Origin of the sequence: Pseudomonas sp. 18173, from assembly GCF_050432945.1 — a bacterium.
Classification (GTDB): Bacteria; Pseudomonadota; Gammaproteobacteria; order Pseudomonadales; family Pseudomonadaceae; genus Aquipseudomonas.
Map to the genome: position 1 here is coordinate 39,056 of NZ_JBKFTN010000009.1, position 22,435 is coordinate 61,490.

At 61.1% G+C, this 22,435-nt stretch carries 18 protein-coding genes; 6 read left to right on the forward strand and 12 right to left on the reverse strand.

Annotated elements, in window-relative coordinates; all coding sequences use genetic code 11:
* Positions 1 to 2 precede the first annotated feature (2 nt).
* From ACLD1X_RS12380 to mreB, 7 genes are all read right to left on the reverse strand, one after another.
* A complete protein-coding gene (locus ACLD1X_RS12380; protein ID WP_429367961.1) occupies positions 3 to 857 on the reverse strand; it encodes a carbon-nitrogen hydrolase family protein in 855 nt (284 codons plus the stop codon).
* Positions 858 to 1,040: 183 nt separating this feature from the next.
* Complete coding sequence (locus ACLD1X_RS12385) at positions 1,041 to 4,844, reverse strand: YhdP family protein (RefSeq protein ID WP_429367963.1); 3,804 nt, start codon at positions 4,842 to 4,844, stop codon at positions 1,041 to 1,043.
* 75 nt (positions 4,845 to 4,919) lie between these two features.
* Complete coding sequence (gene rng, locus ACLD1X_RS12390; protein ID WP_007970246.1) at positions 4,920 to 6,377, reverse strand: ribonuclease G; 1,458 nt, start codon at positions 6,375 to 6,377, stop codon at positions 4,920 to 4,922.
* A 57-nt stretch (positions 6,378 to 6,434) separates the two neighbouring features.
* Positions 6,435 to 7,031, reverse strand: a complete 597-nt coding sequence (locus ACLD1X_RS12395; protein WP_429367965.1) for a Maf family protein — start codon at positions 7,029 to 7,031, stop codon at positions 6,435 to 6,437.
* A gap of 32 nt (positions 7,032 to 7,063) precedes the next feature.
* The gene (mreD, locus tag ACLD1X_RS12400; protein ID WP_429367967.1) at positions 7,064 to 7,555 is read right to left on the reverse strand and encodes a rod shape-determining protein MreD; all 492 of its coding nucleotides are present in this window, start codon (positions 7,553 to 7,555) and stop codon (positions 7,064 to 7,066) included.
* Positions 7,555 to 8,676, reverse strand: a complete 1,122-nt coding sequence (gene mreC, locus ACLD1X_RS12405; RefSeq protein WP_429368174.1) for a rod shape-determining protein MreC — start codon at positions 8,674 to 8,676, stop codon at positions 7,555 to 7,557. Before mreC ends, mreD begins: the two co-directional genes overlap by 1 nt.
* Positions 8,677 to 8,819: 143 nt before the next feature.
* Complete coding sequence (gene mreB, locus ACLD1X_RS12410; RefSeq protein WP_002555108.1) at positions 8,820 to 9,857, reverse strand: rod shape-determining protein MreB; 1,038 nt, start codon at positions 9,855 to 9,857, stop codon at positions 8,820 to 8,822.
* Positions 9,858 to 10,068: 211 nt separating this feature from the next.
* Between mreB and gatC the strand changes: the two genes are divergently transcribed.
* The 6 genes from gatC to ACLD1X_RS12440 all read left to right on the forward strand — a co-directional run bounded on the left by gatC (position 10,069) and on the right by ACLD1X_RS12440 (position 15,368).
* Positions 10,069 to 10,356 (forward strand): Asp-tRNA(Asn)/Glu-tRNA(Gln) amidotransferase subunit GatC, encoded by a 288-nt coding sequence (gatC, locus tag ACLD1X_RS12415; protein ID WP_024011606.1) that lies wholly within the window; start codon positions 10,069 to 10,071, stop codon positions 10,354 to 10,356.
* 16 nt (positions 10,357 to 10,372) lie between these two features.
* Positions 10,373 to 11,824, forward strand: a complete 1,452-nt coding sequence (gatA, locus tag ACLD1X_RS12420; protein WP_429367970.1) for an Asp-tRNA(Asn)/Glu-tRNA(Gln) amidotransferase subunit GatA — start codon at positions 10,373 to 10,375, stop codon at positions 11,822 to 11,824.
* 10 nt (positions 11,825 to 11,834) lie between these two features.
* Positions 11,835 to 13,280, forward strand: a complete 1,446-nt coding sequence (gene gatB, locus ACLD1X_RS12425) for an Asp-tRNA(Asn)/Glu-tRNA(Gln) amidotransferase subunit GatB (RefSeq protein ID WP_008057516.1) — start codon at positions 11,835 to 11,837, stop codon at positions 13,278 to 13,280.
* A 224-nt stretch (positions 13,281 to 13,504) separates the two neighbouring features.
* Positions 13,505 to 13,879, forward strand: a complete 375-nt coding sequence (locus tag ACLD1X_RS12430; RefSeq protein ID WP_429367972.1) for a septal ring lytic transglycosylase RlpA family protein — start codon at positions 13,505 to 13,507, stop codon at positions 13,877 to 13,879.
* Positions 13,880 to 13,929: 50 nt separating this feature from the next.
* The gene (locus tag ACLD1X_RS12435; RefSeq protein ID WP_429367974.1) at positions 13,930 to 14,991 is read left to right on the forward strand and encodes a calcium/sodium antiporter; all 1,062 of its coding nucleotides are present in this window, start codon (positions 13,930 to 13,932) and stop codon (positions 14,989 to 14,991) included.
* Positions 14,988 to 15,368, forward strand: a complete 381-nt coding sequence (locus ACLD1X_RS12440) for a carboxymuconolactone decarboxylase family protein (protein ID WP_057716435.1) — start codon at positions 14,988 to 14,990, stop codon at positions 15,366 to 15,368. The genes ACLD1X_RS12435 and ACLD1X_RS12440 overlap by 4 nt, the downstream gene beginning before the upstream one ends.
* A gap of 130 nt (positions 15,369 to 15,498) precedes the next feature.
* Here the strand turns inward: ACLD1X_RS12440 and ACLD1X_RS12445 are convergent, their stop codons facing one another.
* The 5 genes from ACLD1X_RS12445 to kdgD form a co-directional block, all read right to left on the reverse strand.
* Positions 15,499 to 16,440, reverse strand: coding sequence for an AEC family transporter (locus ACLD1X_RS12445; protein WP_429367976.1), 942 nt, complete (start codon positions 16,438 to 16,440; stop codon positions 15,499 to 15,501).
* A 188-nt stretch (positions 16,441 to 16,628) separates the two neighbouring features.
* Positions 16,629 to 18,182 (reverse strand): galactarate dehydratase, encoded by a 1,554-nt coding sequence (gene garD, locus ACLD1X_RS12450; protein WP_429367978.1) that lies wholly within the window; start codon positions 18,180 to 18,182, stop codon positions 16,629 to 16,631.
* Positions 18,183 to 18,193: 11 nt separating this feature from the next.
* Entirely contained in the window at positions 18,194 to 19,567 is a 1,374-nt protein-coding gene (locus ACLD1X_RS12455; protein ID WP_429367980.1) for an MFS transporter, read from the reverse strand.
* A 188-nt stretch (positions 19,568 to 19,755) separates the two neighbouring features.
* Positions 19,756 to 21,195 (reverse strand): aldehyde dehydrogenase family protein, encoded by a 1,440-nt coding sequence (locus ACLD1X_RS12460; protein WP_429367982.1) that lies wholly within the window; start codon positions 21,193 to 21,195, stop codon positions 19,756 to 19,758.
* Positions 21,196 to 21,254: 59 nt separating this feature from the next.
* Positions 21,255 to 22,166: a 5-dehydro-4-deoxyglucarate dehydratase gene (kdgD, locus tag ACLD1X_RS12465; protein WP_007981458.1), complete on the reverse strand. Its 912-nt coding sequence runs from the start codon at positions 22,164 to 22,166 to the stop codon at positions 21,255 to 21,257.
* Positions 22,167 to 22,435: the final 269 nt, after the last annotated feature.

The following is a 22,435-nucleotide window of genomic DNA, read 5'->3' on the forward strand; positions in this document are numbered from 1 at the left end:
CCTTAAATTCGTCGTTCTGATGCAGGCCGCTGGGCGCCCTGCGAGAAAAAGCGCCGGTGACTGGACACCGGCATCCGCGCCCGGATGGACGCCTGTTCGCTGCTGTCGCGTTCGGCCAGCAGCACGGCTTCGCCTTGGTCCCGCTGCGCCAGCACACGCCCCCACGGGTCGACGATGGCGGCATGCCCGAATGTTTCCCTCGGCCCCGGATGCGTCCCGCCTTGGGCAGCCGCGAGCACATAACACTGGGTTTCGATGGCCCGCGCGCGAATCAGCACGTCCCAGTGCGCAGCGCCGGTCACGGCGGTAAAGGCCGATGGCGCGGTAATCAGTTCGGCCCCGGCCGCGCGTAATTCGCTGTAAAGCTCGGGAAAGCGCAGGTCATAGCAGACCGTCAGGCCAACCCGGCCGACCGGTGTGTCCGCCACGACCACCCCGTTGCCATAAGCATAGTCATCGGATTCACGATAACGGCCACGATTGTCCGCCACATCGACGTCGAACAGGTGCAGCTTGTCGTAGCGCGCCACCGTTTCGCCCTGGTCGTCGACCAGCAACGAACAGGCATGCACTTTGGCGCTCGGCTGATCCACCGGCGGCAACGGCAACGTGCCGGCCACTATCCATAACTTGAGGTCGCGTGCGGTCTGTTTCAACCAGGGCAGGATCGGGCCTTCGCCCAGTGCTTCGGCGCGCCCGATGTCGGCAATGTCACGCCGACCCATGGCGGCGAAGTTTTCCGGCAATACCGCCAGTTTCGCACCACCTGCTGCCGCTTGTTCAAGCAACCGACGGGCCTGGGCCAGATTGGCCAGCACATCGCTCTGGCTGACCATTTGAATCACCGCGACAGACATGACCTTTTCCTTATTGAAATCAACACAGACCGTGTAGGAGCGAGCTTGCTCGCGATGGACGTGAACGATGACGCAGGCTGTCTGAAAAAACGCGTCGCGTCCAAACTCATCGCGAGCGAGCTCGCTCCTACAGGGGGCGAGCCGCAACGGCCATGCTACTCCATAGGCTCGAGGGATGGCGTTTCAAAAAGGCTTGTCGAAGGTGATTTTCGGTTCTTTCCATGGCCCGTTTACGGTGTATTTCACACTGGCGAAGCGGGAGACCCGATCGCCAATCAACTTGTCGATCAGGAACAGTGCCCCGCCGACCGCCGGTGCACCGACGATCAGTGCGGCGATCGGCAGGTTATTGGTCACCGGCAAGGTCACCAGCAGTTTTGCATCGATCTGATCGGCCACCATGTTCAGGGTGCCGTCGAGCTCAATGGTGCTCGACGGCCCCGTCAGCCGGATCGGCTCACGGGTGACATACACGCCATTAGTCCCGACCAACAGCCCTTTGACCTTGTCATAACTCAGGCCCTTGCCGAACAGGTCGGAGAAGTCCAGGCGCAGGCGCCGGCCGATGGAGTTGAAGTTGAGCAAACCGAATACCCGCAGCGCCTGGGCACTGCCTTCCACCTCGACGAACTGGCCCTGATTGAGCGTCGCATCGAGCGAGCCGGAGAAACGTTTGGTCGCCACCCAGGCCGGCGACCCGGGCCAGCGGCCATCGACATCCATATAAAAGTCCTGGCTGGTGACGCTCGGAGCATACCCCCAGTTCTTGAGCACATCGGCGAGGTTCTTGCCGCTGATGCGTCCCTTGTACCAGCTTGAGCTGGCGCCGGGCACGCCTTCCCAGCCACCGCTGCCCACCAGCAGAATGCCCTTGAGGCCCAGGTCCAGCGCGTTGAATACGATGCCCTTGGCCGTCGGGCGAATTTTCAGCGACCAGCCGCCCACCAGATCCTGGCCCTGGAACAACTGATTGATGGTGATGTCCATCGCCGGGATTTTCGACGGGTCCACCGACGCCAGCGGATCCGGCGAGTTTTCATCGGCCTGCACGGCCGGGTCCGGTGCGGGCAAGCGCACGGTTTGCAGATTGATCGTGATCGGCACCGCGCTCGCATCGGGCAGGTTGGCGTTGCCCTTGATCTGCTGGCTGTCGAGTTGCAGCGCCCAGGCGGAAGCCTTGCGCGTCAGCTGGATCGAGGCCTGATCGAGCGTAGTACCGATACCGCTGAGCTTGCCCACCTTGAAATCAGCGCCGCTGAGCAATTGCCTGGCGCTGCCGCCAGGGTCCTGGCCGGCGTATTTATCCACCAGATCCTTCCACGGGCCAACGTCCAGCTCCGACAGCACGCCTCGCACCCGCAGGCCTTTGCTGCCAGGCAACACCGCCTCGCCGCCACCGAGGGACAACTCCCCGCGGCCGTCGGCGAAATTGCTGGCCGGGGCCGCGAACGTGAAGCTCGCCAGGTCCCCGTAGCTGCCCCAATAACGCCGTTCGTCGCTCTGCAAGGTCATGCGGAACATCGTGTCGCGTCCCGTATCGGCGGTCATGCCGAACGGTGCCGGCAAATCGACGGCCACGCCCTTGAGGCTGGAATTGACCTGCAACTGGCTGTCGGCGCCGTTCAGGGTCAGTTGCAGTTGATAAGGGATCACGCCACTCACCGGCAGCGGCTGGGTTACCTTCAGCCAGTCGGTCAGTTTCTTCACTTCGACCTGGCCCGACGCAGTCACCCGGGTATTGAGTTTACCCGGGCTGCCATCAGCAAAAATCTGTGCGGTGACCGGCTTGTCGAATGCCCGTGCGCTGATGTTCTGCCCGCTCAGGCCCTTGGCGCTGTCGAAACGGAAATCACCTTTGAGCTGGGTCAGCTCCAGCACAGGTTCGGCCAGTTTCAAGCGCGCCTTGGCGGTCTTGAAATCGACGAGGATCTTCGGCTCCTCGCCTTTTGCCAGTGGTATGTCCAGCTTCAGCTTGCCTTGCAGGTCCCCCTCGCCTTCCCAGCCGGCGAACGTTGCCCCGGTACCGATCGGCGCTTCCTGGAGGATTTTCAGGCCATCGCCCAAACCGCCGGCAAATCCGCCATCGAGGAACAAATGAACGTTCTGCCCGGCGGGCACATGGGGAATGTTGACGTAGACATCGCTGACCTGGGTGTCGAGCAATTGGCCCTTGCTGGCCAGAATCCGCACGCCGCTGTCTTCGACGAACACATCGCCGCTGACCTTGCTGACATGGGGCCAGCCCGGCTGGAAGGCCAGTTCGGCATCGTGAACCTTGAAGTACAGGCTGATGCTGCGATCCTCGTCTGCGGCACCGTGGTTGAGCGACCCTTGATACTGGAAGAAACCCTGGTCCACCGCGCCCTTGAGAATCGCCGTGCGCAGCCATTCGTCCAGCGCCGGGCTGAGAACCGCCGGCAAGTACTTGGCGGTGTAGCGACCGTCACCGTCCACCAGGCCGACCCGCAGGTCCATGTAGTCTTCCTGGGTGTGGTCGAAATGCAGGCGAATCAGGAAGTCGCCGGCGATCTTGCCTTCCTCTCCCAGCACTTTCAGGTACGGCGCGATCAGGGTGAAACCTTCTTTATCGAGTTTCCAGGTCAGCCGTGCATTGGCCTGAATGTACTGCCATGGCTTGGCGAAAATCGGGTCCAGGTGCAGCATGAAGTCCTTGCTGTCCATGCGCAGTTCGCCATGCCCCAGGTCACCGCTGATGCTGCCGCTGACGTTTCGGGCCGCCGGTGCACCGTGATAGGCATCGAAGCCTACCTGGTCGAGGTTGGCGGCAAAGCTGAACTTGCTGTCATCGACGGCATTCGGGCGCAAGTCAACCAGCACATTGCGCAATCCACCCGTGACCTTCAGCCGCTCGACGACCGTGGCAAAACCTTCCGGCAACGGCGCCATGGCATTGAGCAGCGGGGTAAGCGGAGTGAGATCAACCCGGTCGGCCTGCAGGTGCCAGATTTCTTCGGTTTTATCAGTGGCCGCGCTTTGCTTGAGCTGCAAATGCGTTTCCCAGCGGGTCTCGCCCAGGTTCATCGCCAGGGAATCCAGCGTCACCGACACGCCTTCGGCGCTGCGCTGGAAGTATCCATTGAGCGCCAGGTTATTGATCTGGATCGGCTTGCGCTCGGCGTAGGCGCCCTTGATTTGTGGCGCGTTCAAGCGCACTGCAGCGCTTTGCAGGGTGCCTTTGCCCCAGGTCGCCCACAGCTCGCCACCGGCCTTGATCTCGGGAAAGCTCCACTCCTGGGTCACGCGCTCGGGCAACCACTTCGACCAGTCGCTTTGCGGCAGGCTCAGGTAGACCTCGGCATCACCGTCCTTCCACTGGCTGGCACGAATGCGGGTGCGCAGGCTCATGGCCACAGGTTGGCCGTCGGGCAGGGTCAGGCGGGCGTCGAGTCGCTGCCGGGCAGCACCTGTTTTCAGGTTCAGGCCAACATACGTCAGTGTCAGTGGCGACTGGCCAAACGGCTGCAAGGTTACCTGGCTGTCCAGCACCGACAGTTGCTGGATCATTTGCATGCGATTGAGCAACTGTTCCGGATCAGTTGGCTGGTCCTGCTGCACCGGCAAACCTTCCAGCGCCCATTGACCGTCGTTACCCTCCTTGACGCTGATCTTCAGGCCGCTGAGCTCCAGGTGAGCGATGCGTACCTGACGGGCCAGCAGGCTGGCCCAAAGATCCGGCACCGCTCGCACCTGATCCAGGTGCAAGGCATTGGCGCCCTCGCCGACCGTCACATCGTGCGCCATCAATATGGGGGCAAACCCACTCCAGCTGCCTTCGAGCTCGCCGATCTGCAACGGCATGCCCAAGGCATCGCTGGCTTTGGTTTCGATGTCGGCACGGTACTCGGCGACCAGCGGCGACAGCTCCCGGCCAAGGCTGACGTAGAGCGCCATCAACACCAAAACCAACGCGCACAGGCCCAGACCCCAGCGGGTCAGTGTGGCCAAAATGCGTGTCAGACGGTCCATGTCAGGTGGCTCCCATGGCAAAAAGTTTGCAAAAAGCTGAGGCCAGCCGTTCTCGAACAATCAATGTGAATCGCTTCAGAGCAACACCACGTCGTATTGTTCCTGGGAATACATGGTTTCGACCTGGAAGCGAATGGTGCGCCCGATAAACCCTTCCAGCTCGGCGACGTTGCCCGACTCTTCGTCGAGCAGGCGGTCCACCACTTTCTGGTTCGCCAATACACGATAGCCTTCCGCCTGATAGGCGCGAGCCTCACGCAGGATTTCGCGGAAGATTTCGTAGCAAACGGTTTCCGGGGTCTTGAGCTTGCCGCGCCCCTGACAGGCGTTGCACGGCTCGCACAACACTTGCTCAAGGCTTTCGCGGGTGCGCTTGCGGGTCATCTGCACCAGGCCCAGTTCGGTGATGCCGATGATGTTGGTCTTGGCGTGATCGCGCTCCAGTTGCTTTTCGAGCGTGCGCAACACCTGGCGCTGGTGTTCTTCATCTTCCATGTCGATGAAGTCGATGATGATGATTCCGCCGAGGTTACGCAGGCGCAATTGACGGGCGATGGCCGTCGCGGCTTCGAGGTTGGTCTTGAAGATGGTTTCTTCGAGGTTGCGATGGCCGACGAACGCCCCGGTGTTGACGTCGATCGTGCTCATGGCTTCCGCCGGGTCGACCACCAGATAACCGCCGGACTTGAGCGGGACCTTGCGCTCGAGCGCCTTCTGGATTTCGTCTTCGACGCCATACAGGTCGAAAATCGGCCGCTCGCCCGGGTAATGTTCCAGACGGTCGGCAATCTCGGGCATCAATTCGGCGACGAACTGCGTGGTTTTCTGGAAGGTTTCCCGTGAGTCGATACGGATCTTCTCGATTTTCGGGCTCACCAGGTCACGCAGGGTGCGCAGCGCCAGACCGAGGTCTTCGTAGATCACGCTGGGCGCGCTGATGGTTTTGATCTGGGCGCTGATCTGATCCCAAAGCCTGCGCAGGTAGCGGATGTCCATGAGGATTTCATCGGCGCCGGCGCCTTCGGCTGCCGTGCGCAGGATGAAACCGCCGGCCTCCTTGATGCCTTCCTTGGCCACGCAATCGGTGACCACTTGCTTGAGGCGTTCGCGCTCGGCTTCGTCTTCGATCTTCAGGGAAATGCCGACGTGGGCCGTGCGTGGCATGTACACCAGGTAACGCGAAGGGATCGACAACTGAGTGGTCAGGCGTGCGCCTTTGGAGCCGATCGGGTCCTTGGTCACTTGCACCACCAGGCTCTGGCCTTCGTGCACCAGGGCACTGATGCTCTCGACCGCCGGGCCTTCGCGCAGGGAAATTTCCGACGCATGAATGAACGCGGCACGATCCAGGCCGATGTCGACGAATGCCGCCTGCATCCCCGGCAATACCCGCACGACTTTGCCTTTATAGATGTTGCCGACGATCCCGCGCTTTTGCGTACGCTCGACATGGACCTCTTGCAGGACACCGTTTTCGACCACCGCCACGCGCGACTCCATCGGCGTGATGTTGATCAGGATCTCTTCACTCATGGCAGGGTCTCGTTCAGGCATGTTCACGATAATGGCCGCATCTGTTCAGGACGACGCTTAAAGCGCGCCCAGGGGTTGCCAACAGGGTATGCCGAAATGGCCGAGCAGTTGCGCGGTTTCGCAAAGCGGTAGTCCGACCACCGCCGAATAACTTCCATTGAGCCCGGCGACAAACACCGCACCCAGTCCTTGAATGCCATAGCCGCCCGCCTTGTCCCTTGGCTCACTGCTGGCCCAGTAGGCGGCGGCTTCTGCACGACTGATATCACGAAAACGCACCCGACTGCTGACAACCCGGGACTCGCAACGTTCGCCATCGAGCACGGCAATCGCGGTCAGGACCTCATGCTCACACCCTGACAACATCATCAGCATGGTGCACGCATCCGCTTGATCAACCGGTTTGCCGAGAATTTTTCCGTCGAATACCACGGCGGTATCGGCGCCGAGCACGCAGAACGGGACATCGGACACGACAGCGTCGCGCCCCGCTTCGGCTTTGCCGCGCGCCAGGCGCTCGACGTAGGCCGAAGGGGATTCTTGAGGTAAAGGGGTTTCATCGATGTCCGCACTGACCGCGGAGAACGGAACGCCGATCTGCGTGAGCAATTCACGTCGACGGGGCGAGCCAGAGGCGAGGTACAACCGTTTCATCAAGACCTCTCCCTGTCTAATGCCTGACCGAATCAATTGATTTTGTAGCGTCGACGCAATCCGCGCAAACCGAAACTGATCCAGGGCCAGAGCAATGCACTGACCAGTGCCGGCAGCACCAGCGCCAGCGTTGGCTGACGATTGCCGGTCAAGGCGCTGAGCCATAGCTGTACAAGTTGCGCCAGGCCGAAGATCACCAGTATCACCAGGCTCTGTTGCCACATCGGGAACATCCGCAGGCGTTGTTGCAGCGCCAGTACGAGGTAGGTGATGAGCGTCAGGATCAATGCGTTCTGTCCCAACAAGGTGCCGTAGAGCACGTCTTCAGCCAGTCCCAGGCAAAACGCGGTCACCATCCCCACTGTCTGCGGCATGTTCAACGCCCAGAAGGCCAGCAGCAAGGCCAGCCACAGCGGGCGCAGGATTTCCATGAATTGCGGCAGGGGTGAAACGCTCAGCAGCAGGCCAACGGCAAACGTCACCCAGACTATCCAGCCGTTTCGGGATGCTTTTACACCGCCCATTATTCTCTCCCCACTGGAGTGGCCGGCGCGGAGACCGGCGGCTTGGCGACAGGCTTCGCGGCAGCGGGTTTAGCTGCCGCAGGATGCGTGGCCGCAGGCTTGGCTGGCGTGGTGGCTGGCTTGGCTGGCGCCGTGGCTGCAGGCGCCGCCGTAGCAGGAGTCGCCGGTGCGGCGGCCGGTGCAGCGGTGGCTGCGGGATTGACCAGTTTCGGAACCGTCGCCGGAATGATCGGACCACCGCCCTGCGCATCCAGGTTCTCCTGGGCCTGGGCGGCGTCGTTGGCACGCTCTTCGGCAGTACGGTTGTCGCTGAATACCAGCAGCAAGTAGCGGCTGCGGTTCAAGGCGGCGGTCGGAATGGCGCGGACAATGGCAAACGGCTGGCCGGAATCGTGAATCACTTCCTTGACCGTCGCCACCGGGTAACCGGCCGGGAAACGTTGGCCGAGGCCGGAGCTGACCAGCAAGTCGCCTTCCTTGATGTCGGCGGTATCGGCCACATGACGCAACTCCAGGCGCTCCGGGTTGCCGGTGCCGCTGGCAATCGCCCGCAAACCGTTACGGTTCACCTGCACCGGAATGCTGTGGGTGGTATCGGTCAGCAGCAGGACGCGGGAGGTGTAGGGCATCAACTCGACCACCTGGCCCATCAGGCCGCGGGCATCGAGTACCGGCTGACCGAGGACCACGCCGTCGCGCTCACCTTTATTGATGATGATGCGATGGGTGAAGGGGTTGGGGTCCATGCCGATCAACTCGGCCACTTCGACTTTCTCGTTGACCAGCGCCGAAGAGTTGAGCAACTCGCGCAGCCGAACGTTCTGCTCGGTCAGGGCGGCAAGTTTTTGCATGCGCCCCTGCAACAGCAGGTTTTCAGTCTTGAGTTTTTCGTTTTCGGCGACGAGTTCGGTCCGGCTGCCAAACTGACTGGCAACGCCATCCCACAGTCGTCCGGGCAGGTCGGTGATCCAGTAGGCGTCCATCAGCACCAGCGACATCTGGCTGCGTGCAGGCTTGAGCAGACTGAAACGGGCATCGACCACCATCAGCGCGATCGATAGCACGACCAGCACCAACAGGCGCACGCCCAGTGAAGGGCCCTTGGTGAAAAGCGGTTTAATAAGCCGCTCCTCCCAGGCAAATGTTCTGTTTATTCATACGGCAGCAATCCGGCCTGGATGCAGACTGACAGAAGATAAACGCGAACAGGCAGCACTGCAAAGTGCCGCCTGCGCGCTCAACAGCATAGAGGCGATCCGGCGACTTATTCGCTGGAAAGCAGGTCCATGGTGTGTTTATCCATCATTTCCAATGCACGGCCACCGCCGCGAGCAACGCAGGTCAGCGGGTCTTCGGCAACGATCACCGGCAGACCGGTTTCCTGGGCCAGCAACTTGTCCAGGTCGCGCAGCAAGGCGCCGCCACCGGTCAGTACCAGGCCGCGCTCGGCGATGTCGGAAGCCAGTTCCGGAGGCGATTGCTCCAGGGCGCTTTTCACGGCCTGAACGATGGTCGCCAGGGACTCTTGCAGAGCTTCCAGCACTTCGTTGGAGTTCAGGGTGAATGCGCGTGGAACGCCTTCGGCCAGGTTACGGCCACGAACGTCGACTTCGCGAACTTCGCCGCCCGGGTAGGCGGTACCGATTTCCTGCTTGATGCGCTCTGCAGTCGACTCACCGATCAGGCTGCCGTAGTTGCGACGTACATAGGTGATGATCGCTTCGTCGAAGCGGTCGCCGCCAACGCGCACGGATTCGGCGTAAACCACACCGTTCAGGGAGATCAGCGCGATTTCGGTGGTACCGCCACCGATATCCACGACCATCGAGCCGCGAGCTTCTTCAACCGGCAGGCCGGCACCGATGGCAGCGGCCATTGGTTCTTCGATCAGGAATACTTCGCGGGCACCGGCACCGAGGGCCGATTCGCGGATGGCACGACGCTCGACCTGGGTGGATTTGCATGGAACGCAGATCAACACGCGAGGGCTAGGCTGCAGGAAGCTGTTTTCGTGAACCTTGTTGATAAAGTACTGCAGCATTTTTTCGCACACGCTGAAGTCGGCGATCACGCCGTCCTTCATCGGACGAATGGCAGCGATGTTGCCCGGTGTACGGCCGAGCATGCGCTTGGCTTCGGTGCCGACAGCAACGACACTTTTCTGGTTACCGTGTGTCCGAATGGCCACAACGGAGGGCTCATTCAGGACGATACCGCGCTCGCGCACGTAAATAAGGGTGTTGGCAGTGCCCAGGTCAATGGAAAGATCGCTGGAAAACATGCCACGCAGTTTCTTGAACATGGGAAAGGGACCCTAGGCAACGCGTGGGTAAAAAAGTGCGGCAAACTCTAACAACGACAGGGATTTTGGGCAAGGCGCCAATATGTTAAATTGGCCGCTTTTCTGTGCACCAAGCCCCACAATCGCGGCCTTATGACCGTAGAAGTGCGGTAGTGTTCCGACAATCTAACACACGGACGCCGTCCGTTTTGTTTTCCACTGGAGAATCCCAATGGCGCTAGAACGCTCCGACGTGGAAAAAATCGCTCATCTGGCCTGCCTTGGCCTCAATGATGCCGATCTTCCACACATCACTTCGGCCCTCAACAGCATTCTCGGGCTGGTCGACGAAATGCAGGCGGTCGATACCGACGGTATCGAACCGCTGGCCCACCCGCTGGAAGCCAGCCAGCGCCTGCGTGCAGACGTCGTGACCGAGACCAATAACCGCGAGGCCTACCAGTCCATCGCACCAGCGGTCGAAAACGGCCTGTACCTGGTTCCGAAAGTCATCGACTAAAGGGAAAGAGCCTGCAATGCATCAATTGACTCTGGCCGAGATCGCCCGCGGACTCGCCGATAAAAAGTTTTCCTCCGAAGAGCTGACCAAAGTCCTGCTGGCGCGCATCGCCCAGCTCGATCCACAGCTCAACAGTTTCATCAGCCTCACCGAGGACCTGGCGCTCACGCAGGCGAAAGCCGCTGACGCCCGTCGGGCCAATGGTGAGAGCGGCGCCCTGCTCGGCGCGCCGATCGCCCACAAGGACCTGTTCTGCACCCAGGGCATTCGCACCAGCTGTGGCTCGAAGATGCTCGACAACTTCAAGGCCCCGTACGACGCCACCGTCGTCGCCAAACTGGCTGCTGCCGGCACCGTGACCCTGGGCAAGACCAACATGGACGAATTCGCCATGGGTTCGGCCAACGAGTCGAGCTGGTACGGTGCGGTGAAAAACCCGTGGAACCTGGAACACGTGCCAGGCGGTTCGTCCGGCGGCTCCGCTGCTGCAGTGGCCGCCCGTCTGCTGCCTGCCGCCACCGGCACCGACACCGGCGGCTCCATTCGTCAGCCCGCCGCATTGACCAACCTCACCGGCCTGAAACCGACGTACGGTCGTGTATCGCGCTGGGGCATGATCGCCTACGCCTCCAGTCTCGATCAGGGCGGCCCGATGGCACGCACCGCTGAAGACTGCGCAATTTTATTGCAAGGTATGGCCGGCTTCGATCCGAACGACTCCACCAGCATCGACGAGCCCGTGCCGGACTACAGCGCCAGCCTCAACGGCTCGCTGCAAGGCCTGCGCATTGGCGTGCCGAAAGAGTACTTCAGCGCCGGCCTCGACCCGCGCATTGCCGACCTGGTCATGGCCAGCGTCGAAGAGCTGAAAAAGCTCGGTGCCGTGGTCAAGGAAATCAGCCTGCCGAACATGCAGCACGCAATTCCTGCGTACTACGTGATCGCCCCGGCGGAAGCCTCTTCCAACCTGTCGCGTTTCGACGGCGTGCGCTTCGGCTATCGCTGCGAAGACCCGAAAAACCTCGAAGACCTGTACAAGCGCTCCCGTGGCGAAGGTTTCGGCACAGAAGTGCAGCGCCGCATCATGGTGGGTGCCTACGCCCTGTCGGCCGGTTACTACGACGCCTACTACCTGAAGGCACAGAAGATTCGTCGCCTGATCAAGAACGACTTCATGGCCGCCTTCAATGAGGTCGACATCATCCTCGGCCCAACCACGCCGAACCCGGCCTGGAAGCTCGGCGCCAAGAACAGCGACCCGGTCGCTGCGTACCTGGAAGACGTCTACACCATCACCGCCAACCTCGCGGGCCTGCCAGGCCTGTCGATGCCGGCCGGTTTCGTCGACGGTCTGCCGGTCGGCGTGCAACTGCTCGCCCCGTATTTCCAGGAAGGCCGCTTGCTCAACGTTGCGCACCAGTACCAGTTGAACACTGACTGGCACACCCGCACCCCAACCGGCTTCTGAGGAGACACACATGCAATGGGAAGTCGTGATCGGGCTGGAGATTCACACCCAGCTCACCACCCGGTCGAAAATCTTTTCCGGTAGTTCCACCACCTTCGGTTCCGAACCGAACACCCAGGCCAGCCTGGTAGACCTGGGCATGCCCGGCGTGCTGCCGGTGCTGAACCAGGAAGCGGTACGCATGGCGGTGATGTTCGGTCTGGCGATTGACGCCGAGATCGGCCAGCACAACGTGTTCGCCCGTAAAAACTACTTTTACCCGGACCTGCCCAAGGGCTACCAGATCAGCCAGATGGAATTGCCGATCGTCGGCAAGGGCCACCTGGACATCGCCCTGGAAGACGGCACGGTCAAGCGTGTCGGCATCACCCGGGCGCACCTGGAAGAAGACGCCGGCAAGAGCCTGCACGAAGAATTCAGCGGCGCCAGCGGCATCGACCTGAACCGTGCCGGCACGCCGTTGCTGGAAATCGTTTCCGAACCGGACATGCGCAGCGCCAAGGAAGCCGTGGCTTACGTCAAGGCGATCCACGCGCTGGTGCGTTACCTGGGCATCTGCGACGGCAACATGGCCGAAGGTTCGCTGCGTTGCGACTGCAACGTGTCGATCCGTCCAAAGGGCCAGGTCGAGTTCGGTACCCGTTGCGAGATCAAGAACGTCAACTCGTTCCGTTTCATCGAGAAGGCGATCAACAGCGAAATCCAGCGTCAGATCGAATTGATCGAAGACGGCGGCAAAGTGATCCAGCAGACCCGCCTGTACGATCCGAACAAGGACGAGACCCGTCCGATGCGCAGCAAAGAGGAAGCCAACGACTACCGTTACTTCCCCGATCCGGACCTGCTGCCGGTGGTCATCGAGAACTCGTTCCTCGACGACGTGCGCGCCACTCTGCCGGAACTGCCACCGCAGAAGCGCGAGCGCTTCCAGGAACAATTCGGTCTGTCGGTCTACGACGCCAGCGTGCTGGCCACCAGCCGCGAACAAGCCGATTACTTCGAGAAAGTCGCGAGCATCGGTGGCGACGCCAAACTGGCGGCGAACTGGGTGATGGTCGAGTTGGGCAGCCTGCTCAACAAGCAAGGCCTGGACATCGAACAGTCGCCGGTTTCCGCGGAGCTCCTGGGCGGCATGTTGCTGCGCATCAAGGACAACACCATCTCCGGCAAAATCGCCAAGGTGGTGTTCGAAGCGATGGCCAACGGCGAAGGCAGCGCGGACGAGATCATCGACAAGCGCGGCCTCAAGCAAGTGACCGACACCGGCGCCATCTCGGCGGTGCTGGACGAAATGCTTGCGGCCAACGCCGAGCAGGTCGAACAATACCGCGCGGCAGACGAAGCCAAGCGCGGCAAGATGTTCGGCTTCTTCGTCGGCCAGGCCATGAAAGCTTCCAAAGGCAAGGCCAACCCGCAACAAGTGAACGAATTGCTCAAAAGCAAGCTCGAAGGTTGATAGAAATGGAGCCGGATTTCAGTCCTGGCTCAAAACCTTGTAGGAGCGAGCTTCTGTGGCGAGGGGGCTTGCCCCCGTTGGGTCGCGGAGCGGCCCCATTATCTGAAATCGGGATCCATTTGATGAACCGAGGATTCAGGTTTAGGGACTGCTACGCAGTCCAACGGGGGCAAGCCCCCTCGCCACATTGGCTCTATCCTGCAGTTATTTCGGGAAACCTTCGAATGATACGTCTGCTCGGCGCCTGCGCCCTCCTCTCGCTCCTGGCCGGTTGCGCCAGCACCGACACCGTCGATCCGCATGGCTACGACAAAACCGGCGTGGCTTCGTACTACGGCGCCAAACACCAAGGCAAACGCACCGCCAATGGCGAGCGTTTCGACAAGAATTCCATGACCGCCGCCCATCGCCAGCTACCCTTCGGTACGCGGGTGAAGGTGACCAATCTCAATAACGACAAATCCTGCGTGGTGCGCATCAATGATCGTGGGCCACACACCCGCGGCCGGCTGATCGACCTGTCCCACGAAGCCGCCGCACGCCTGGGCATGCTCAAAAGCGGCACGGCCCGGGTGCGGGTCCAGGCCCTCGACGACTGACCGATGGAGCCCCGACCATTTTCGGATTAGCCGATTTACCCCTGATCAGCGTGATCGAATTGCTCAGCGGCTTGTTCCTGCTGATCGTCGGTGCCGAATTGATGGTACGCGCTGCTGTACGCATCGCCGCGCGGTTGCACATACGCCCACTGATCATCGGCCTGACCATCGTCGCTCTCGGCAGCAGCGCACCGCAAATGGCGGTCAGCCTGCAAGCGACCCTGGCGCATAACGCCGACATTGCCGTCGGCAGCGTGATCGGCAGCAGCATTTTCAACATCCTCGTCACCCTCGGCTTGTCCGCGCTGATCATCCCGTTGCGGGTTTCCCGGCAACTGGTGCGCCTGGATATCCCGCTGATGATCGGCGCCAGCCTGTTGGTGTTCGTACTCGCCTGGAATGAAGAACTGACCCGTGCCGACGGCGTGATGCTGCTGACGGCACTGGCGATCTACCTGGGTTTGTTGCTGCGCCAGTCACGGCATTCGGCGCGGCCGGTATCGAGCCATGACCACCATGCACAAGCGCCATGGCTGAGCAGCCTGCTGATGATTGTCGTCGGGTTGGCGATGCTGGTGTACGCCGGGCACTTGCTGCTGGGTGCAGCCGTTGCGGTCGCCACCGATCTCGGGTTGTCGGAGCGGATCATCGGCCTGACCATCGTCGCCGTCAGCACATCACTGCCTGAGCTCGCCACGTCATTGATCGCCGCGACGCGCGGCGAGCGTGATATTGCCGTGGGCAACGTGATTGGCAGCAACCTGTTCAACCTGCTGGGCGTGCTCGGCTTTACCGCGCTGGTGGCACCATCACCGCTGTCGGTGTCGCCCAATGCCCTGGATTTCGACCTGCCGGTGATGCTTGGCGTCGCGGCGCTGTGCCTGCCGGTGTTCTACTCCGGCTACCGGGTGACCCGCGCCGAAGGCCTGCTGTTTCTGGGCTTGTACCTGGCATACGGGCTGCACGTGGTGTCGTTCACCACCGGCATGCCACTGGCCGGCAAGCTCGAACACTTGATGCTGTTTTTCGTCCTGCCGGCGCTGGTGGCGTTCTTGCTGTTCACGTCGCTGCGCGCCTGGCGTCGCCAACACCATAAGAAGGAAGCCCCATGACCGAGAATAAAAAACCCGGCGTTGAAGTCCGCCGCCAAGTGATGGGCGACGCCTTCGTCGACCGCGCACTGGGCAACGCCACCGAGTTCACTCAACCCCTGCAGGATTTCGTCAATGAACACGCCTGGGGTGGTGTGTGGAATCGCGAAGGGTTGCCGCTGAAAACCCGCAGCCTGATCACCCTCGCTGCACTGACCGCGCTCAAGTGCCCGCAGGAGTTGAAAGGTCACGTGCGCGGTGCGCTGAACAACGGCTGTACCGTGGAAGAGATTCGCGAAGCGCTGCTGCATTGCGCGGTGTATGCCGGTGTGCCGGCGGCGATCGATGCGTTTCGCGCGGCGCAGGAAGTGATCGACAGTTACCAGAAGCCAGAGTAACTATCCGAAAGTTGCAGTGTTGGTTGCGCCGTCTTCGCGAGCAAGCCCGCTCCCACATTTGCAATGCATTCCCCCTGTGGGAGCGGGCTTGCTCGCGAAGGGGCCCTTCAATTCACCGCAAATCCTGACGCTAGATCCACCCACCCCACTGCAAAAAGAAAATCCCGACGTTGGTGGTGACCGCCGCCATCAGCGTGGTGATCACGATGATCGCCGCCGCCAATTCATGGTTACCATCCGCCGCCCGGGCCATGACGAAACTCGCAGCGGCAGTCGGGCTGCCGAAGTACAGAAACAGAATCCCCAGTTCCGCACCACGAAAACCACACAGCCATGCGCCCAGCGTCGCCAGCACCGGCAGGCCGATCATCTTCACCAGGCTGGAACTCAGCGCCATGTTGCCGCTTTTGCGCAGCGCCGCCAGCGACAGCGTGCCGCCGATACAGATTAATGCGAGCGGCAAGGTGGTTTGCGCCAGATACTGGCCGGAGGTCTCGAGCCATCCCGGCAAGCCGATCTTGAAGTAGGCGAACGGTGCAGCCGCAATCACGCTGATGATCAGCGGATTGCTGAACACGCTTTTGCAGATGCTCCACGGATCGGACTTGATCACCGGGCTGTACACCGCCAGCACGATGGTCGACAGCGTGTTGTAGAACAGGATCACCAGCGCCGCGAGGATCGCCCCGAGGGAAATCCCGTAGTCGCCATACATGCTTGCCGCCAGCGCCAGGCCGATGACCCCGTTGTTACCGCGAAAGGCACCCTGGGTGTAGATCCCCCGATCTTCCCGCGGGCACTTCCAGATCGCCCAGCCCCAGGCGATGGCAAAACACACCAGGGTTGCCAGGGAGAAGTAGATCAGCAGTGCCGGCTGCAACGCCGCGTGCAGATCGGCATGCAGGATGCCAAGAAACAGCAGCGCCGGCATGGTGACGTTGAACACCAGTGACGACGCGGTGTGGATGAAGTTGTCGTTGATCCAGTCGATGCGTTTGAGCAGCACCCCCAGAAACAGCATGGCAAACACCGGCGCGGTGATGTTCAGGGTTTCGAGGAAAATTGCCAGCATGCCGGGAGGACCTTGGGGGTGGGCGTCGTTAGGGGGCTAATGATAAGCCACTGAAGACTTCGGCGCCTGCTGGATCGCCTTCGCGAGCAAGCCCGCTCCCACATTTGCTCAGTGTCGAACACAAAATCTGTGCACGGCAAAAAATCCAGTGTGGGAGCGGGCTTGCTCGCGAAGCAGGCGACTCGGTCTCAGGTGATCGGCGCCGGGTTGAACAGGGTGATGTCGTTATGCAGCTTGTGCTTCTCCGCCCACGTCTGCTGCTTGCCGCTGGCCACGTCCAGGTAGTAGTGGAACAGCTCCCAGCCAAGCTCCTCGATGGACGCACGCCCGGTGGCAATGCGCCCGGCGTCGATGTCGATCAGGTCCGGCCAGCGTTGCGCCAGCTCGGTGCGCGTCGATACCTTCACCACCGGCGCCATGGCCAGCCCGTAAGGCGTGCCGCGACCGGTAGTGAATACATGCAGGTTCATCCCCGCCGCCAACTGCAACGTCCCGCAGACAAAATCGCTGGCCGGGGTCGCACAGAAGATCAGGCCTTTGCGCTTGAAACGCTCGCCAGGGCCAAGCACGCCATTGATCGCGCTGCTGCCGGACTTGACGATCGAGCCCAATGACTTCTCGACAATGTTCGACAACCCGCCCTTCTTGTTGCCCGGCGTGGTGTTGGCACTGCGATCGGCTTCGCCCTTGGCCAGGTAACGGTCGTACCAGTCCATTTCCCGCACCAGTTCCTGGGCGACGTCCTGGTTTTCCGCGCGGGAGGTCAGCAGATAAATGGCATCGCGCACTTCGGTGACTTCGGAAAACATCACTGTCGCACCGGCCCGCAGCAGCAGGTCCGAGGCATAGCCGAGTGCCGGGTTGGCGGTGATGCCGGAGAACGCATCGCTACCGCCGCACTGCATGCCGAGGATCAGCTCGGATGCGGGCACGGTTTCGCGACGGCGTTGATCAAGCTTCTTAAGGCGGACTTCGGCCAGCTCCATGATCTGCTCGATCATCTCGGTGAAGCCGTGGCTGGAATCCTGCAAGCGGTACAACCACGGCTCGCTGAGATCCACCGAGCTATCGTTGTCGTGCATCACCTGCCCGGCCTGCAATTTCTCGCAGCCCAGGCTGATCACCAGGGCTTCGCCACCCAGGTTCGGGTTGCGCGCCAGGTTGCGTACGGTGCGAATCGGGATGTAGGCGTCGGTGGCCGTGATGGCCACGCCGCAGCCGTAGCTGTGGGTCAGCGCCACCACGTCATCGACGTGCGGGTATTTGGGCAGCAACTCGGCCTTGATGCGCTTGACCGCATGATCGAGCACCCCGGTCACACACTGCACAGTGGTGGTGATGCCGAGAATGTTGCGCGTACCGACGGTGCCGTCGGCGTTGCGATAACCCTCGAAAGTGAAGCCTTCCAGCGGTGCTTGCGCAGCCGGCACGTCCGTGGACAGCGGCAGGCTGTCCAGCGGCGGCGCGGTCGGCATGCGCAGTTGATCTTCCTTGACCCAACTGCCACGGGGAATCGGCTGCAAGGCGTAGCCAATGACCTGGCCGTAACGAATCACCTGGCCACCTTCGGGAATATCCGCCAGGGTGACCTTGTGGCTCTGTGGTACGAAATCCACGGTGACCAGGCCGTCCGAAAACTCGGTACCGGCCGGAACCCCCTGATCGTTGACCACGATCACCACGTTATCCCGCTCGTGCAGGCGGATGTAGCGCGGCGAGTCGGAATGTTCAATCAACTGCATGACGCCGCTCCTCAGGAATGCGCTTGAGACAATTTGCCAGGGGCTTGAGAACCATTCGCTGGTGGCTCGTTGAGCACCACACGCTTGATCGGGCCCACGATGACCAGATAGCTGAACACCGCGACCAAGGCGTTGCAACCGACGAACACCAGCGCCCACTTGAACGAACCGGTGGAGCTGATGATGTAGCCGATGACGATCGGGGTGGTGATCGAGGCTATGTTGCCGAACATGTTGAACAGGCCGCCACTCAGGCCGGCGATCTGCTTGGGCGAGGTGTCGGACACCACGGCCCAACCCAGCGCGCCCACGCCTTTACCGAAGAACGCCAGGGCCATGAAACCCACGACCATCCATTCGATATCCACATAGTTACAGGCCACGATGCTGCTGGAAACCAGCAGGCCGGCAATGATCGGCGCCTTGCGGGCGAAGGTCAGGGAGTGCCCCTTGCGCAGCAGGTAGTCGGAAATCACGCCGCCGAGCACCCCGCCGATGAAGCCGCAGATCGCCGGCAGCGAGGCGATGAAACCGGCCTTGAGAATGGTCATGCCGCGTTCCTGTACCAGGTACACCGGGAACCAGGTCAGGAAGAAATAAGTGATGGCGTTGATGCAATACTGGCTCAGGTACACGCCAAGCATCATGCGATTGGTCAGCAACTGACGCACGTAGTCCCATTTCGGACCTTCGCTGCGCTTGGCCGAACCTTTGGCCTTGTCCTGATCCATGTCGACCATGCCGCCGTTGTCGGCGATGTGCTTGAACTCGGCATCGTTGATCATCGGGTGTTGGCGCGGACTGTGGATAACTTTCAGCCAGACCAGCGAGAACACAATGCCGATCGCACCCATCACAATGAACACGTGCTGCCAGCCGAACGTGAAGACGATCCAGCCCATCAGCGGCGCGAACAGCACGGTGGCGAAGTACTGCGCGGAGTTGAAGATTGCCGAGGCAGTGCCGCGTTCAGCGGTCGGGAACCAGGCCGCCACGATACGGGCATTGCCGGGGAAGGATGGCGCTTCTGCCAGGCCCACCAGGAAGCGCAGCATGAACAGCGCAACGATGGCCGTGGACATGCCGAACTCGCCGACATAGCCCTGCAGCACGGTAAATAGCGACCAGGTGAAGATGCTCAGCGCGTAGATTTTTTTCGAACCGAAGCGGTCGAGCAGCCAGCCGCCGGGGATTTGCCCGGCCACGTAGGCCCAACCGAATGCGGAAAAGATGTAGCCGAGGGTAACGGCGTCAATGCCCAGGTCTTTCTGCAGGCTGGAGCCGGCGATAGCGATGGTAGCGCGGTCGGCGTAGTTGATCGTGGTCACCAGGAACAGCATGAGCAGGATCAGATAGCGGACGTGAGTCGGCTTGGTCGATTGCATGTGGACGTACTCCCACTGATTATTTTTATGCGGGTAATAACGGTGTTCTGTAGGAGCGAGCTTGCTCGCGATGGTGGTCAACGATGACGCGGGGCATCAGGTTTACCGCCGCGTCCTTGCGACCATCGCGAGCAAGCTCGCTCCTACAGGGGGGCGCGGTATCGTTGCCGATACCGCGGTGTTTCCTGTTACGAGCCGATGTAGCTGGTCTTCACGACCGTGTAGAACTCCTGCGCATAGCGACCTTGCTCACGTGATCCATAGGATGAACCTTTACGCCCACCGAACGGAACGTGGTAATCCACACCGGCGGTCGGCAGGTTGACCATCACCATCCCGGCCTGGGAGTGGCGCTTGAAGTGGTTGGCGTACTTCAACGACGTGGTGGCAATGCCCGCCGACAGACCGAATTCGGTGTCGTTGGCCATGGCCAGTGCGGCTTCGTAATCGGCTACGCGAACGATGTTGGCCACCGGACCGAAGATCTCTTCACGACTGATGCGCATCGCAGCTTCACTGTCGGCAAACAGGGTTGGCGCGAGGAAGTAGCCTTCGGTGTCGCAGGTCACCAAACCGCCGCCGCTGACCAGGCGCGCACCTTCGGACTGGCCGATGTCGATGTATTTCATGTCCTGTTCAAGCTGGGCTTGCGAGACCACCGGACCGATGTCGGTACCTGACTTCAAGGCATGGCCGACCTTGATCGACTTCATGCGCTCGGCCATGGCTTCGACGAATTTGTCGTGGATGCCGGCGGTAACGATGAAGCGGCTCGATGCGGTGCAACGCTGGCCAGTGGAATAGAACGCGCTCTGCACCGACAACTCGACCGCTTGCTTGAGGTCGGCGTCGTCGAGAATGATCTGCGGGTTCTTGCCGCCCATTTCCAGCTGGACCTTGGCCTGGCGCGACACACAGCTGACCGCGATCTGACGGCCCACACCGACGGAACCGGTGAAGCTGATGCCATCGACCTTCGGGCTGTTGACCAGTGCATCGCCTACCACGCGACCGCTGCCCATCACCAGGTTGAACACACCGGCCGGGAAGCCGGCACGAGAGATGATTTCGGCCAGGGCCCAGGCGCAGCCCGGTACGAGGTCGGCAGGCTTGAGCACGACACAGTTGCCGTAGGCCAGGGCCGGGGCGATTTTCCATGCCGGGATGGCAATCGGGAAGTTCCACGGGGTGATCAGACCGACCACGCCCAAGGCTTCGCGAGTGACTTCAACGTTGACGCCCGGACGCACCGACGGCAGATAGTCGCCGGACAGACGCAGGCACTCGCCGGCGAAGAATTTGAAGATGTTGCCGGCACGGGTCACTTCACCAATGGCTTCAGGCAGGGTCTTGCCCTCTTCCCTGGCCAGCAGGGTGCCGAGCTCTTCGCGACGGGCGAGGATCTCGGTACCGATTTTATCCAGCGAATCGTGACGGGCCTGAATGCCCGAAACCGACCACGCCGGGAATGCGGCACGGGCGGCATCGATGGCAGCGTGGACCTGAGCCAGGTCAGCCTTGGCGTAATCGCCGATGGTGTCGCTCAGTTCGGACGGGTTGATGTTGGCCGAGTAATCGGCACCGGCGACCCATTCACCGTTGATGTAGTTGTCGTAGCGCTTTGTCACGAGTCGTTCTCCTCATGCAAAAAGCCGCTGATCGCTCAGCGGCTCCGGTTTGATCGTTGTTATTGCGCGCCCTGCTTGTCGATCAGCGCGGCGAGCATTTCGTACTCTTCGCCGGTCAGGTCGGTCAGCGGCGCACGCACGGGACCTGCGTCGTAGCCGGCAATTTTTGCCCCGGCCTTGACGATGCTCACCGCATAACCGGCCTTGCGGTTACGGATGTCCAGGTACGGCAGGAAGAAGTCATCGATGATCTTGCCAACGGTGGCGTGATCTTCACGAGCGATGGCGTGGTAGAAGTCCATCGCGGTTTTCGGGATGAAGTTGAACACCGCCGAGGAGTAGACCGGTACGCCCAGGGCCTTGTAGGCCGCGGCATAGACTTCGGCGGTCGGCAAGCCACCCAGGTAGCTGAAGCGATCACCGAGGCGGCGACGAATCGACACCATCAACTCGATATCACCCAGGCCATCCTTGTAGCCGATCAGGTTCGGGCAGCGTTCGGCCAGACGTTCCAGCAGCGGTGCGGTCAGGCGGCAAACGTTACGGTTGTAGACCACCACGCCGATGTTGACCGATTTGCACACGGCTTCAACGTGGGCGGCAACGCCGTCCTGGCTGGCTTCGGTCAGGTAGTGCGGCAGCAGCAGCAGGCCTTTGGCACCCAGACGCTCGGCTTCCTGTGCGTATTCGATAGCCTGGCGGGTCGAACCGCCCACGCCGGCCAGGATCGGCACGCTGGTGGCACAGGTGTCGACGGCGGTCTTGATGATTTCCGAATATTCACTGGCCGCCAGGGAGAAGAACTCACCGGTGCCACCCGCGGCGAACAACGCCGAGGCGCCGTATGGGGCCAGCCATTCGAGACGCTTGATGTAACCCGCGCGATTGAAGTCGCCCTGAGCATTGAAATCGGTGACCGGGAAAGACAGCAGACCGGCAGAGAGGATGGACTTCAGTTCTTGTGGATTCATTATTCGAACACCCTGGATAGCGACGTTGTGTGAGAAAACCGTTCAGCCTGCGCTGAAGTTGTAGGTCATCGTACAACTTAAAATACAACCGTCAACTGCATTTCATCGCGCAGGGTGAAAATTGTTCGACAAGAAAGGCTGTTGGCCTGATTTTTAGCGGGTTTCAGCGGAGGAAGGACAGTTGCGAGAACCGTGATAAACGGTCACTTAAGAGATACGTTGTCGGAAGATGCGAGAAAACTACTGGATTTGTTTTATAGGTTACGGCC